Here is a 13,562-nt window from a genome sequence, read left to right as displayed (position 1 = left end):
CCACCCCAGCCTGCCCACAGAGGGCGGCGGCGCCGCTGGACGGCCAGGGTGGGGTGGGTCAGAGGCCGGAGAGGCGTTGGCCGGCTCGGACCACGGCCATGGCGTGGCGTTCGCCGGGGCGGCGACCGAGGCGTTCGATCGGTCCGGAGATGCTGATCGCGGCGATCACCCGCCCGGTGCGGTCCCGGATCGGGGCGGAGACGCTCGCCACACCGGCCTCCCGTTCCGCGACGCTCTGCGCCCAGCCGCGGCGGCGTACCTCGGCCAGGGTGCGGCCGGTGAACTTCGACCGGGGCAGGAGTGGCATGACCGCCTCCGGTGGCTCCCAGGCGAGCAGGATCTGGGCCGCCGAGCCCGCCGTCATCGGCAGGACCGAGCCGACCGGGACGGTGTCCCGCAGGCCGCTGGCGCGCTCGGCGGCGGCCACGCAGACCCGTTCGTCGGCTCGGCGTAGGTAGAGCTGGGCGCTTTCGCCCGTGGCGTCCCGCAGGGCGGCCAGCAGTGGCTCGGCCGCGGTCAGCAGGACGTCCGGCGCGGCGTTGGCCAGCTCACCGAGACGCGGGCCCGGTCGCCACCGCCCCTGTGTGTCCCGGACGAGCATCCGGTGGATTTCCAGCGCCTGCGCCAGCCGATGGGCCGTGGCCCTCGGCAGCTTGGTGCGATCAACGAGTTCGGCCAGGCTGGCGCCGTCGACGCAGGCGGCCAGGATGACCACCGCCTTGTCGAGAACGCCGACACCGCTCATACTGTGTCCCACAAGCCGAAACTTACCTCCCAGAATTTAGGATGTCCAGATGGTGGGAGTCACTCCGAAGCCAAAGACCTTGGCCGAGAAGGTCTGGGACGCGCACGTCGTGCGATCAGCCGAGGGCGAGCCCGACCTGCTCTACATCGACCTGCACCTGCTGCACGAGGTCACCAGCCCGCAGGCGTTCGACGGCCTCCGGCTCGCGGGGCGCCCGGTGCGCCGGACCGACCTGACGATCGCGACCGAGGACCACAACACCCCGACCGGGTACGCCGACCCGGCGTTCCGCCAGCGTCGGGGTGACCTGCTCACGATCGCGGACCCGACCTCGCGTACCCAGATCGAGACGCTGCGCCGCAACTGCGCCGAATTCGGCGTACGGCTGCACCCGCTGGGTGACGAGAACCAGGGCATCGTCCACGTCATCGGACCCCAGCTCGGGCTGACCCAGCCCGGCATGACGATCGTCTGCGGCGACTCGCACACCGCCACCCACGGCGCGTTCGGGGCGCTGGCCTTCGGTATCGGCACCAGTGAGGTCGAACACGTCCTGGCCACCCAGACCCTGCCGCAGGCCCGCCCGAAGACCATGGCGGTGAACGTCGTCGGTGAGCTCGGCCCGGGCGTCACCGCCAAGGACCTGGTGCTCGCGCTGATCACGCAGGTCGGCACCGGCGGTGGTCGCGGCCACATCGTGGAGTATCGGGGGGAGGCGATCCGGTCGCTGTCCATGGAGGGACGGATGACCATCGCCAACATGTCCATCGAGTGGGGCGCGAAGGCCGGCATGATCGCCCCGGACGAGACCACCTTCGCGTACCTCGAGGGGCGGCCGAACGCGCCGCAGGGAGCCGACTGGGACGCCGCGGTGGCGTACTGGCGGACCCTCCCCACCGACGAGGGCGCCGTCTACGACGCCGAGGTGACCCTGGACGCCGCCCAGGTGACGCCGTTCGTCACCTGGGGGACCAACCCGGGCCAGGGCGCCCCGCTGGGGACCGTGGTGCCGAACCCGGAGGAGTTCACCACCGAGGCCGAGCGGACCGCCGCCCGGCGGGCGCTGGAGTACATGGACCTGCGGCCCGGCACCGCCCTGCGCGACCTCCCGGTGGACGTGGTCTTCGTCGGCTCCTGCACGAACGGCCGGCTGGAGGACCTCCGCGCCGCGGCGGACGTGCTGCGCGGACGGAAGGTCGCCGACAGCGTGCGGATGCTGGTGGTGCCCGGCTCCGCCGCAGTCCGCCTGGCCGCCGAGGCGGAGGGGCTGGACGCGGTCTTCACCGACGCCGGGGCGGAGTGGCGCTTCGCCGGCTGTTCCATGTGTCTGGGCATGAACCCGGACACCCTCTCGCCGGGGCAGCGGTCCGCCTCCACCTCCAACCGAAACTTCGAGGGCCGGCAGGGCCGGGGCGGGCGTACCCATCTGGTGTCGCCTCCGGTCGCCGCCGCCACCGCCGTGGTCGGCCGGCTGGCCGCGCCGGCCGATCTGTGAAGGGATGACTGGGACGATGGACAGGCTCACCACGCACACCGGCACCGCAGTGCCATTGCGGCGCTCCAATGTGGACACGGATCAGATCATTCCCGCGGTGTACCTCAAGCGGGTGACCCGAACCGGTTTCGCCGATGGTCTCTTCAGCGCGTGGCGGGAGGACCCGGGATTCGTGTTGAACGATTCCTCTTATTCCGGCGCATCGATTCTCGTCGCTGGCCCCGAGTTCGGCACGGGGTCATCCCGCGAACACGCGGTGTGGGCGTTGCGGGACTGGGGGTTCCGCGCGGTGGTCTCGCCCCGCTTCGGTGACATCTTCCGCGGCAACGCGTTGAAGGAGGGTCTCCTCCCGGTCGAGCTGGAATTGAAGACGGTCGAAGAGTTGTGGGATCGGCTCGAGGCCGACCCGACCACCCCGGTCACCATCGACCTGGCCGCCCGCCAGGTCCGGGTCGGGGCGGACACCTGGTCATTCCCGCTGGACGACTTCAGCCGTTGGCGGCTCATGGAGGGCTTGGACGACATTGGACTGACCCTCCGCCATGAGGCGGAGATCGGCGCGTACGAGGCTCGCCGGATGCCGTTCCTGCCCGTCCTGCGCTAGCCGGAAGGCCTACCCGCGCCTTGGGTTTTCGCCCCCGTCGGCTCTGCCGGCGGGGGCGAATCCGTTACGACACAAGGGCTTTTTTCCACCGAATGTTTGTGTCCGGGCGGCAGAGGGCATACCGTGCGCGCAGAATGGCTCGCGTCGAGTCAGTTGCACAATCGGGAGGAAGTCGTGAACAAGGCCGAGCTCATCGAGGCGCTCGCCGCTCGCCTGGGGGACAGGAAGTCGGCGACTGCGGCGCTCGACGCGGTCCTCGCTGAGGTCCAGGCGGCGGTGGCGAAGGGCGAGAAGGTGTCCATCACCGGTTTCGGAGCGTTCGAGAAGCGGGTACGCGCCGCCCGAACAGCCCGCAACCCCCGCACGGGAGAGGCGGTGAAGGTCAAGAAGACATCCGTGCCCACCTTCCGTCCGGGCGCCGGCTTCAAGGAGCTGGTGGCCAGCGGCAAGGTGCCGAAGACCACCGCCGCCGCGAAGAAGACCACGACCGCCGCGAAGACGACGGCGGCAGCCAAGACAACCGGCGCGAAGGCCGCCGGGGCGAAGGCGACCGGCGCGAAGGCCGCCGGGGCCAAGGCGACGGCCACGAAGGCGGCCGCCGCGAAGAAGACCACGGCCGCGACCAAGGCCGCCCCGGCGGCCACCAAGGCCGCGACCAAGGCGACCAAGACGACCAGGGCCGCCGGTGCCAAGGCGGCCGGCACGAAGGCCGCCCCGGCGAAGAAGAGCACCGCTACCAAGAGCACGGCCACCAAGAGCGCGGCGGCGAAGAAGACCACCGCCAAGACGACCGCCGCGAAGAAGGCCGGCACCACGGCGACCAAGAGCGCGGCGGCGAAGAGCACGGCGGCGAAGAAGTCGCCGGCCCGGAAGGCACCGGCGAAGAAGGCTGCCACCCGCTGACCCGGACCGACCGAGGGCGCCCACCATCTGAGGTGGGCGCCCTTTGTCGTGGGAGGCGGGGCGGCCCGCCCGGGACGTGCCGGGGCCGAGGCGGTCGGGACGTGCCGGACCGAGGCGGTCGGGGCCAGAAGCGGGTCCGTCAGAGGAGGCGGTCGGGTGGGAGCAGGCCGTCGGCGGTGAACGCCAGCAACCAGCCGCCGCCCTTGGCGGTGGTGAAGTCGTCCGTCCCCCCGGTCAACCGTTCCAGGGCCGGCGGGATCACCTTGCCCTGGCTGCACACCGCCACCGGCCCGCCCGCGCCGGCTAGTACGGTCAGCCGGGCCGCGGCGGCCAGCGCCCGTTCCACCTGCTGCTGGCCCGGCTCCGGCTCGTCCAGGTCACGGTCCACCTCGATCGGCAGGTCCAGCAGCTCGGCCAGCGGGCCGAGGGTCTGCACGCAGCGGCGGGGCGAGGCGGAGACGAGGCGTGCCGGGCGGATCGCGGCCACCAGCCGGGCGAGCGTACGCGCCTGGGAGCGGCCGGTGGCGTCGAGCGGTCGGGCGGTGTCCGGCCCGGACCAGGTGCCCCGGGCCCCGGCGTGCGCGTGCCGGACCAGGGCCACCGTCCCGGTCACCGGCGGCAGGGCGGCGAACGCGTGCAGCACCTCGGCGTCGTGTACGTAGCTCACCAGCTCCAGTGCCGCCGCCACCGGCAGCCAACGCACCTCGTCGACCTCGGTGCCGGCCTGGAAGCCCCCGTCGGCGACCGCCCGCACCGACCAGTAGTCGACCACCTTCGGACGGCCCTCGCTGCGGTACGAGACGCTCGGCAGGCGGACCTGCGGCACCCCCTGGACATCGGTCTCCTCGGCGACCTCGCGAACCGCGGCGAGCAGTGGGTGTTCCCCCGGCTCCAGCTTGCCCTTTGGCAGCGACCAGTCCCCGTACCGGGGCGGTGCACCAGGCAGACCTCGGGGCCGCCGGTCGCGGCGGGACGCCACGGCACCCCGCCTGCCGCCCGGATGACGTTCACCGCAGCCAGCCCTTCCGGCGGCGTACCGCTCGACGCCAGGTGTCCGGGAAGTCGGCGCGGACCCGGCGGACCTCGGCCCGTTCCCGCTCGGCCAGCCGGCCGGCGGTCACCGCCAGGGCCGGGTCGGCCGGCTGCGCCAGGGCCAGCGCCGTCCAGATCTCGGCGGCCACCGCCGCGTCCTGGTGCGCGCCGAGCAGCGTCTGGCTCTCCCGGACCGCCCGGGCCAGTTTCCCGGCACCCGAGCCGAGCACCGGGGCGACCGCCTCCAACGCGTACCGGACCCGCTTGGCCGCCTTGCGGACGTCGTGCCACTGCTCGTCCGGCCCGAGCGGCTCGAGCGCGGGCACGCCGCCGTACCGCCCGGTGCCGTGCGCCAGCCTGCGCCACGGTTTCCGGACCAGCCGGGGCAGCGCCTGCTCCGCCGGGGCGTCCGCCTTCCGGTTCAGCCGGGGCGCGCGGGCCGCCGCCACCAGGGACTCGGCCAGGGCGAGGTAGCGGGGCGAGCGCAGCGCGTCGGCCACGGCGGCGTCGGCCTGCTGCTGCCGGCTGGCGAGCGCGGCGTCCAGGCGGTTCAGCGCGCCCTCGTCGAGCGGGCTGACCGGGTCGGCTCCGGCGGTGCGCCGCAGCCGGGCGCGGAGCACCTCGACGTCCCGGGTTTCACCGAGCACCTCGCCGAGCCACCGCAGTTCGTCGGTGAGGCCACCCGCCCAGGCGGCGTCGAGCAGCGGGGCGAAGGTGCGCAGGTCGCTGCGGAGCCGCCGGGCACCCACCCGCATCTTCCGGACCGCGTCGACGTCGCCGGCTTCCGGGCCGAGCCGGACCAGCGGGTCGTATCGGAGGATGCGGCGCACTCCACGCCGGATCGCCCCGGTGACCACGTCACCGGCGGTCGGCTTCGCCGGCAGTTCGCCCGGTCCAACCAGGTCCGGTGCCCGCCGGGCGGCCGGCCCGAGTGCCCGTACGTGTTTCGGGACGAACTCCGCCGGCCGCGCCCCGGCGGCGGTGAGCAGCGCGTCCACCCGGTCCAGCAGGTCCTCGTCGCCGCTGCCGCGCTCGACCTCCACCTCCCGGAAGCCGAGGTCGACCACCCCGGTAGCGCCCCCGGCGGCCACCGAGGTCACCCGGTCGTCGACCACCTCGGTGAGCAGCGCGCCGTCGCCGTCGCGCAGTTCGCGGCGCTCCCGGACGGTGCTGACCAGGGCGATCGGGGCCAGCGGTGCGCCCCGGTGGTATCCGGTCACCAGCGCGGTCAGCTCCGCCGGCACGGCGTCGGACGGTCCCGGACGCGATATCTCGTGCCGGATCCCGGGGGAACCGGTGGGGAGCTTCACCGTCCAGGGCAGATTGTCGCCCTCCCGGTGCCGCAGCGAGACACCGGCCCGGGCCAGTCGCAGGTCGGCGGTGTCGAAGTAGGTGGCGACCAGGGTCGCCGTTGCCGGACTGTCGACCCGGCCACCGGCGGGCACGGCGGGGGACAGGTCCGGCAGCCGGAAGTCGGCCGGCACCGCGTACTTGCGCTCCTGTTCGACCATCGCCCCAGACTAGAACGGGACGCCCGGTCAGCCGGCGGTGCCGCCGACCCGGCGCAGCAGCAACTCCTGGAGGTGTTGCGGCGGCGTGTCCGGGACGCCCTGCCGGCGGCTCCACGTCCCGTCGGCGGCCAGCTCGAACGCGTCCACCTCGGGGCTCATCGCGGCGGTGAGCACGTGGTCCAGTTCGGCGCGGGCGATCGGGTCGCTCACCTGGACCAGCGCCTCCACCCGGCGGTCCAGGTTGCGGTGCATCAGGTCGGCCGAGCCCATCCAGAACTCCGCCGCACCGTCGTTGCCGAACCGGAAGATCCGGGAGTGCTCCAGGAACCGGCCGAGGATGGACCGTACCCGGATGTTCTCCGACAGCCCCGGTACGCCCGGCCGCAGCGTGCACATCCCCCGGATGATCAGGTCCACGTGCACACCGGCCTGGGAGGCCCGGTAGAGCGCGTCGGTGACCTCCTCGTCGACCAGGGAGTTCACCTTGATCTGCACCAGGCCGGGCGCGCCGAGCCGGGTGTGCGTGATCTCCCGTTCGATCCGTTCGATCAGGCCCCGCCGAATGCCCTGCGGGGCGACGAGCAACCGCCGGTAGGTGGTCTGCCGGCTGTAGCCGGTGAGCACGTTGAACAGGTCGGTCAGGTCCGCGCCGATCTCGGGGTCGGCGGTGAGCACGCCGAAATCCTCGTAGAGCCGGGCGGTCTTCGGGTGGTAGTTGCCGGTGCCGATGTGGCAGTAGCGGCGGATCTGGTTGCCCTCCTGCCGGACCACCAGGGCGGTCTTGCAGTGGGTCTTCAGCCCCACCAGGCCGTAGACGACGTGACAGCCGGCCCGTTCCAGGGTCCGGGCCCAGCCGATGTTCGCCACCTCGTCGAACCGGGCCTTCAGCTCGACCAGCACCACCACCTGCTTGCCGGCCTCGGCGGCGTCGACCAGCGCGTCCACGATGGGGGAGTCGCCGCTGGTGCGGTAGAGGGTCTGCTTGATGGCCAGCACGTTCGGGTCGGCGGCGGCCTGCTCGACGAAGCGCTGCACGCTGGTCGCGAACGAGTGGTACGGGTGGTGCACCAGCACGTCCCCGTCCCGGAGGGTGGCGAAGACGCTGCGCGGGACCTCGCCCTCGGTGAGCCGGGGATGGGTGGCCGGGACGAACGGCGGGTCCTTCAGGTCGGGACGGTCCGCCTCGCCGTAGAGCTGCCAGAGCGCCGAGAGGTCCAGAAGGCCACGGACCCGCAGCACGTCGGTGGCGGCCATGTCCAGTTCCCGGACGAGCAGCTCCAGCATGTGGTCGGAGATGGAGGCGGCCACCTCCAGGCGTACCGGCGGGCCGAAGCGGCGTCGGGCCAGCTCCCGCTCCAGGGCCTGGAGGAGGTCCTCGTCCCGATCCTCGTCTACCTCCAGCTCGGCGTTGCGGGTGACCCGGAAGGGATGGCACTCGACCACCTGCATGCCGGAGAAGAGCTGCCCCAGGTGCACCGAGATCAGCTCCTCGACCGGCAGGAACCGCACCCCGGGCAGGTCCCGGCAGACCCGGACGAACCGGGGGACGTTGTTCGGCACCTTGACCCGGGCGAACAGCTCCGCACCGCCGTGCGGGTCGCGCACCGTCACCGCCAGGTTGAGCGACCGTCCCGAGATGTACGGGAACGGGTGCGCCGGGTCGACGGCCAGTGGGGTCAGCACCGGGAAGATCTGTTCCCGGAAGTAGGTGCGCAGCCGCTCCCGTTCGGGGTCACCGAGGTCGGCCCAGCCGAGCAGGTGGATGTCCTCGGCGGCAAGCTTCGGCTGGACGTCGTCGACGAAACAGCTCGCGTGCCGGGCGGCCAGGCCGGCGGTCTTCTCCACGATCAGGTCGAGCTGGGTCCGCAGCGGCATCCGGTCGCCGCCGCGCACCGGCAGACCGGCGGAGAGTCGCCGCTTCAGCCCGGCGACCCGGACCATGTAGAACTCGTCGAGGTTGCTGGCGAAGATGGCCAGGAACTTCGCCCGCTCCAGGAGCGGGGTGCGCGGGTCCTCGGCCAGGGTGAGCACCCGGGCGTTGAAGTCGAGCCAGGAGAGTTCCCGGTTGAGGAACCGGTCCTCGGGTAGCGGCTCCCGCGCCGGCTCGCCCGCGTCCGCGGCGTCCGGCCCGGCCGAAGGGGTGACAGCGGCGTCCGGTGGGGCACCGGCGTCGGCCGGCGGAACCCGACCCGGGTCGGTGACCTCCTCCACCCCGGCGGACGCGGCGCCGCCGGCGCCCTGCTCAGGCTGGCCGTCGTTGATCCGGCCGTCGACGTCGCTCGCGGTCGTGGCGGCCTCGCCACCCGGGGCGGCACCGGCAGCGCTGCCGGCCGGGCGGCTGCGCGAGGGGCTCCGCCGGAGCGTCCCGCCGGTGGTGCTGGCCGGCCGGTCGCCGGGGGCAGCGGCCGGGGCGTCGTCGGTCGGACCGGCGTCGGTCGTCCCGGGCGGTTCGGGGGTACGGCGTGGGCGGGCCGGGCGGCGGCGTGCAGGGGTGCTCACCTCGCCATAATGACCCGGCGAAGGTGAACGTAAAACGAACTTCCGCAGGCCAGGTCAGTCCATGGTCGGCAAGGTCACTCTGACGACCTCCCCGGTGGCGTCCCGGTCGATGCGGACCCGCTGGCCGAGGCGGAGCAGGCGCAGCCCGGAGGCGTCGAAGGCGCGGGCCGGGAAGGACAGCTCGGTGCCGTCGTCGAGGAGCAGCGTCCCGGTGCGTGTCGTGCCGTCGAAGGTGGCCACCGTGCCCTGCATGCCCAGCACCGTACACCCGGCGGGTCAGCCGGGGGCGGCGGCCGGGCAGGAGGGGACGGCGAGCGCGGCCGTGCGGGGGCCCAGCCCGAGCCGGGTGGCCTCCGCCAGGTCGGCCGGGGTGTCCACGTCGCGGCGCAGGGTCGGCCACCCGCCGGTCAGGGGGAGTGCCCCGCTGGCGGCGTGTGCGCCGGCCGAGCCGGCCCCGAAGCGCGGGTCCAGCGGTACGCCGGCCGGCGCGGTGAGCAGCACGGTGCCGTCGCCGGGGGAGTCGGCGACGAAGTGGCGTACCCCCGGATCGGCGGCGGCCCGCAGCGCGGCGCCCAACTCGGCCGGGCGCAGCGCGGGCAGGTCGGCGGTGAGCCCGGCCACCGGACCGCCGGCGGCCGCCGCGCCGTGCCGCAGCGCGGCGTTGAGGCCGGCGTCCGGGACGTCCGGCAGCACCCGGGCCCCCGCCGCCCGGACCGCCGGGGCGACCCGGGGGTCGTCGGTCACCACCAGCAGGGCGGCCACTGCGTCGCAGGCGAGCACCGCGCGGACCGTGTCCAGGGCGAGGGCCAGGGCCAGGGACTCGTGCGGTACGCCCGGCAGAGCGCCGCGTAGTCTGCTCTTCGCTACCTCGAGGCGCTTCACCGGTACCACCACGGTCCAGCTCGGCTCGGTCACCGGTCCATCCTGCCCCAGCCGGCGGCGGCACCCTCGCTGGCCCCGTCCGGGGGAAGCAGGCATGATTTCGCTGCGGGCGTCACGGTGTGGGCGTGGGCGTGGGCGGTGAAGGAGGAGACAGGGTGGCACGGCGCGGGCTGGGATTCTGGCAGTGGTTCGCCGTGGTGGTGGTCAAGCCCGTGATGACCGTCTGGACCCGCCGCACCTGGCTCGGGATGGAGCACATCCCGCGCAGCGGTGGGGTGATCATCGTCCCCAACCATCTCTCGTACGCCGACCCGCTCTGCTCCGCGCACTATGTCTACGACGCCGGCCGCTGGCCGCGCTACCTCGGTAAGGCCAGCGTCTTCCGGGTGCCGGTGGTGGGCCGGATCCTGCACCGCTGCCTCCAGATCCCGGTCGAGCGGGGCACCGTGGAGGCCGCCCGGTCGCTCGACGCCCTGGTCGCCGCGCTCGGCGAGGGTGGCGCGGTGATCGTCTATCCGGAGGGCACGTTGACCCGTGATCCGGACCTGTGGCCGATGCGTGGCAAGACCGGCGCGGCCCGGCTCGCCCTGGCCACCGGCGCTCCGGTGGTGCCGCTCGCGATGTGGGGTCCGGAGAAGATCTTCGATCCCCGGCGGGGTCGGGTGAACCTCCGGCCGAGGATCCCGGTCACCGTGGCCGCCGGCCCGCCGGTCGACCTGAGCCGCTGGATGAACACACCGCCGACGAGGGCGACCCTGGAGGAGATGACCGACGAGATCATGCTCCGGATCCGGGACCTGCTGGCCGGGATCCGGGGTGGCACACCCCCGCCGCTCGCGGCCCGGCCGAGCCGGGACGACGTCGAGCGATCCGGGGGTGGCGCGTGACCGCGAGAAGGGATCCGGCTTCGATGAGCGGACACGTGGCGGTGCTCGGGGCCGGGTCCTGGGGCACCGCGTTCGCCAAGATCCTCGCCGATGCGGGCCGGGAGGTGACGATCTGGGCGCGACGGGCACCGGTCGCCGAGGCGATCCGGTCCCAGGGGCGAAACCCGGAGTACCTGCCCGACCTGCGGCTACCGGACCGGGTGACGGCCACCGGCGACGCCGTCGAGGCGATCTCCGGGGCCGAGGTGGTGGTGCTGGCGGTGCCCTCCCAGACGCTCCGCGGCAACCTGGCCGAGTGGGCCGGTCACCTGGCCCCGGACGCCACCCTGGTCTCCCTGATGAAGGGGATCGAGCTGGGCACCACCAAGCGGATGAGCGAGGTGATCGTGGAGGCCGCCAAGGTGGCGGCGAACCGGGTGGTGGTGGTCTCCGGCCCGAACCTCGCTCCCGAGATCGCCGCCGGGCAGCCGGCCGCCACCGTGGTCGCCGGCACCGACGTCGCCCGGGCCACGCTGGTGCAGAACTCGGTCACCACGCCGTACTTCCGGCCGTACACCAACGACGACGTGATCGGCTGCGAGCTGGGCGGGGCGGTCAAGAACGTGATCGCCCTGTCGTACGGCATGGCCACCGCGATGGGCTTCGGGGACAACACCCGGGCCATGCTGATCACCCGTGGGCTGGCCGAGACCGCCCGGCTGGGCGTGGCGCTCGGCGCGGACCCGTTGACCTTCGCCGGGCTGGCCGGCATGGGCGACCTGGTCGCCACCTGCTCGTCGCCGCTGTCCCGCAACCGCACCTTCGGCGAGCACCTGGGCCGGGGGGAGAGCCTGGAACAGGCGCAGGCGGCCACCCGGCAGACCGCCGAGGGGGTCAAGAGCTGCCTGGCGATCCGCGACCTGGCCCGCTCGCACGGAGTGGAGATGCCCATCACCGAGCAGGTCGAACGGGTCTGCCACGAGGGCGTCGACCCGCGCCTGGCGGTCCCGGCCCTGATGAGCCGGACCACGAAGCCGGAGTAAGAATGGTGTCGTGACGGGGGAACAGAACTGGCGGGACGGCACCCGCTGCGTACATGCCGGGCTGCCCGAGCCGACTCCCGGGCAGCCGTTCCTGCCCGGTCCGGTTTTCGCCGCGCCGTACCACCTCGACCCGTGGCAGGGGCCGGCGGCCAGCCCGAACGGCTACGGCCGACCGGACAACCCCACCCGACGGCTGTTGGAGTCGGCGATCGGGGAACTGGAGGGTGGCGACTGCCGGGTCTTCGCCAGCGGGCAGGCCGCGATCACCGGGCTACTGCTGGCTGTGCTGCGCCCCGGGGACACCGTGCTGCTCCCGGCCGACGGGTACTTCCCGGTCCGGGCGTTCGCCACGCAGACCCTGGCCGGCATGGGGGTGGACGTCCGCTTCGCGCCGACCGCCGGGCCGTACCCGGCGTTGGACGGCGTACGCCTGGTGCTGGTGGAGACCCCGGCCAACCCCGGCCTGGACGTCTGCGACATCCCCGCGCTGGCGGCCGAGGCGCACGCCGCCGGCGCGCTGCTGGCGGTGGACAACACCACCGCGACGCCGCTCGGGCAGCGTCCCCTGGACCTCGGCGCGGACCTGGTGGTCGCCTCCGGTACCAAGGCGCTGACCGGCCACTCCGACCTGCTGCTCGGCTACGTCGCCAGCCGGTCGGCCGACATCGTCGAGACGGTGACCGCCTGGCGGACCACCACCGGCGCGGTGCCCGGCGCGTTCGACGCCTGGCTGGCACACCGCTCGCTGGCCACCCTGGACCTGCGCCTGGCCCGGCAGTCGGTGAACGCCGAGGCGGTGGCCCGGCTGCTCGTCGGACGCCCCGACGTGACCGGGGTGCGCTGGCCGGGGCTGCCCGACGACCCGGCCCATCCGGTGGCCTCGGTCCAGATGCGCCGGCTGCCGGGGATCGTCTCGTTCGACCTCGGCGACGCGGACCGGGTCGCCCGGTTCGTGTCGGCGTCCCGGCTGGTCGCCGCCGCCACCTCGTTCGGCGGGCTGCACACCACCGCCGACCGGCGGGCCCAGTGGGGTGACGACACCACGCCGGGCTTCGTCCGACTCTCCTGCGGGGTGGAGGACCCCGCCGACCTGGTGGCCGACCTGACCGTGGCGCTGGACGCCGCGCGGCCGGCGTGACCGGGCATCCTGACCACTCCGCCCTCGTGCGCCGGCTCCGTGCCGCCGGCTGCGTCTTCGCCGAGGACGAGGCGGACCTGCTCGTCGCCGCCGCCGACACCCCCGCCGCGCTGACCGCGTTGGCCGACCGCCGGGTGGCCGGGGAGCCGCTGGAACACCTGCTCGGCTGGGTCGAGTTCGGTGGGCTGCGGGTGGCCGTCGAACCGGGGGTGTTCGTGCCGCGTCGGCGGACCGCGCTGCTGGTCTCGGCCGCCGAGGCGGTGGCCGGACCGGAACCGGCGGTGGTGGAGCTCTGCTGTGGCTCCGGGGCCGTCTCGCTGCTGCTGGCCCATCGGCTGCGGCCCCGCTGGCAGGCCGCCGCCGACGTCGACCCGGCCGCCGTCCGCTGCGCCCGGCGCAACCTGGCCGGGCCGGGCGTGCCGGTGTACGAGGGAGACCTGTTCGACCCGCTGCCGGCGCACTGGCGGGGCCGGCTGGACCTGGTCGTGGCCAACGCCCCGTACGTGCCGACGACGGCGGTGGGGTTGATGCCGCCCGAGGCTCGGTTGCACGAGCCCACGGTGGCGCTGGACGGCGGATCGGACGGGCTCGCCGTGCTGCGCCGGCTGGCCGGGGACGCGGTGCGCTGGCTCGCCCCGGGCGGGCATCTGGTGGTGGAGGTCGGCGAGAGCCAGGTCGACCGGCTCTGCGCGGACCTGGTCGGGTGTGGTCTGACGCCGACGGTGACCCGCTCGGCGGAACTCGACGCCACGGCGGTCACCGCGCGCCTCGGTTAGTCCCGGCGGCAGATTTCGCCGATACTGCGGCATCCAGGGCCGACGGATACCGCAGTATCGGCGAAACG

The 13,562-nt window shown here is 73.9% G+C and carries 12 protein-coding genes and 1 pseudogene; 7 read left to right on the top strand and 6 right to left on the bottom strand.

The annotated features are described in order from the left end of the window. Nucleotides 1-58: 58 nt before the first annotated feature. Nucleotides 59-745, bottom strand: a complete 687-nt coding sequence (locus tag GA0074692_RS18270; protein ID WP_091458257.1) for an IclR family transcriptional regulator — start codon at nt 743-745, stop codon at nt 59-61. Between the two features lie 49 nt (nt 746-794). Here GA0074692_RS18270 and leuC point away from each other — a divergent pair, with 49 nt between their 5' ends. The 3 genes from leuC to GA0074692_RS18255 all read left to right on the top strand — a co-directional run bounded on the left by leuC (nt 795) and on the right by GA0074692_RS18255 (nt 3,747). After that, a complete protein-coding gene (gene leuC / locus GA0074692_RS18265) occupies nt 795-2,240 on the top strand; it encodes a 3-isopropylmalate dehydratase large subunit (protein ID WP_091646257.1) in 1,446 nt (481 codons plus the stop codon). Nucleotides 2,241-2,256: 16 nt separating this feature from the next. Further along, nucleotides 2,257-2,844 (top strand): 3-isopropylmalate dehydratase small subunit, encoded by a 588-nt coding sequence (gene leuD, locus GA0074692_RS18260; RefSeq protein ID WP_091653691.1) that lies wholly within the window; start codon nt 2,257-2,259, stop codon nt 2,842-2,844. Nucleotides 2,845-3,018: 174 nt separating this feature from the next. Continuing rightward, nucleotides 3,019-3,747 carry an HU family DNA-binding protein gene (locus GA0074692_RS18255; RefSeq protein WP_176738493.1) on the top strand — a complete coding sequence of 243 codons (729 nt, stop codon included), beginning with the start codon at nt 3,019-3,021 and terminating at the stop codon, nt 3,745-3,747. A gap of 139 nt (nt 3,748-3,886) precedes the next feature. On the opposite strand, the pseudogene GA0074692_RS18250 reads toward GA0074692_RS18255, so the two are convergent. From GA0074692_RS18250 to cofC, 5 genes and pseudogenes are all read right to left on the bottom strand, one after another. Then, a pseudogene (locus tag GA0074692_RS18250) lies at nt 3,887-4,767 on the bottom strand (NUDIX hydrolase). Beyond that, nucleotides 4,755-6,290 (bottom strand): CYTH and CHAD domain-containing protein, encoded by a 1,536-nt coding sequence (locus tag GA0074692_RS18245; RefSeq protein ID WP_091646252.1) that lies wholly within the window; start codon nt 6,288-6,290, stop codon nt 4,755-4,757. The pseudogene GA0074692_RS18250 and the gene GA0074692_RS18245 overlap by 13 nt, the downstream one beginning before the upstream one ends. Nucleotides 6,291-6,317: 27 nt before the next feature. After that, a complete protein-coding gene (locus GA0074692_RS18240; RefSeq protein ID WP_425413393.1) occupies nt 6,318-8,501 on the bottom strand; it encodes an RNA degradosome polyphosphate kinase in 2,184 nt (727 codons plus the stop codon). A 342-nt stretch (nt 8,502-8,843) separates the two neighbouring features. After that, the gene (locus tag GA0074692_RS18235; RefSeq protein ID WP_176738492.1) at nt 8,844-9,041 is read right to left on the bottom strand and encodes a cold-shock protein; all 198 of its coding nucleotides are present in this window, start codon (nt 9,039-9,041) and stop codon (nt 8,844-8,846) included. A gap of 24 nt (nt 9,042-9,065) precedes the next feature. Further along, the gene (cofC, locus tag GA0074692_RS18230) at nt 9,066-9,704 is read right to left on the bottom strand and encodes a 2-phospho-L-lactate guanylyltransferase (protein ID WP_245730356.1); all 639 of its coding nucleotides are present in this window, start codon (nt 9,702-9,704) and stop codon (nt 9,066-9,068) included. Nucleotides 9,705-9,826: 122 nt separating this feature from the next. Here cofC and GA0074692_RS18225 point away from each other — a divergent pair, with 122 nt between their 5' ends. The 4 genes from GA0074692_RS18225 to GA0074692_RS18210 are packed head-to-tail and all read left to right on the top strand — an operon-like array spanning nt 9,827 to nt 13,494. Beyond that, nucleotides 9,827-10,558, top strand: a complete 732-nt coding sequence (locus tag GA0074692_RS18225; protein ID WP_091646245.1) for a lysophospholipid acyltransferase family protein — start codon at nt 9,827-9,829, stop codon at nt 10,556-10,558. 23 nt (nt 10,559-10,581) lie between these two features. Next, complete coding sequence (locus tag GA0074692_RS18220) at nt 10,582-11,580, top strand: NAD(P)H-dependent glycerol-3-phosphate dehydrogenase (protein WP_091646242.1); 999 nt, start codon at nt 10,582-10,584, stop codon at nt 11,578-11,580. 10 nt (nt 11,581-11,590) lie between these two features. Next, nucleotides 11,591-12,718, top strand: coding sequence for a cystathionine gamma-lyase (locus tag GA0074692_RS18215; protein ID WP_091646239.1), 1,128 nt, complete (start codon nt 11,591-11,593; stop codon nt 12,716-12,718). Then, on the top strand, nt 12,715-13,494 hold the full coding sequence (locus tag GA0074692_RS18210; protein WP_091646237.1) for a putative protein N(5)-glutamine methyltransferase: 780 nt from the start codon (nt 12,715-12,717) through the stop codon (nt 13,492-13,494). The genes GA0074692_RS18215 and GA0074692_RS18210 overlap by 4 nt, the downstream gene beginning before the upstream one ends. Nucleotides 13,495-13,562 lie beyond the last annotated feature (68 nt).

Origin of the sequence: Micromonospora pallida (genome assembly GCF_900090325.1) — a bacterium.
GTDB classification, from domain to species: Bacteria; Actinomycetota; Actinomycetes; order Mycobacteriales; family Micromonosporaceae; genus Micromonospora; species Micromonospora pallida.
The sequence above is the reverse complement of the archived record's forward strand: the minus strand, read 5'-3'. Positions and strand labels throughout refer to the sequence as shown.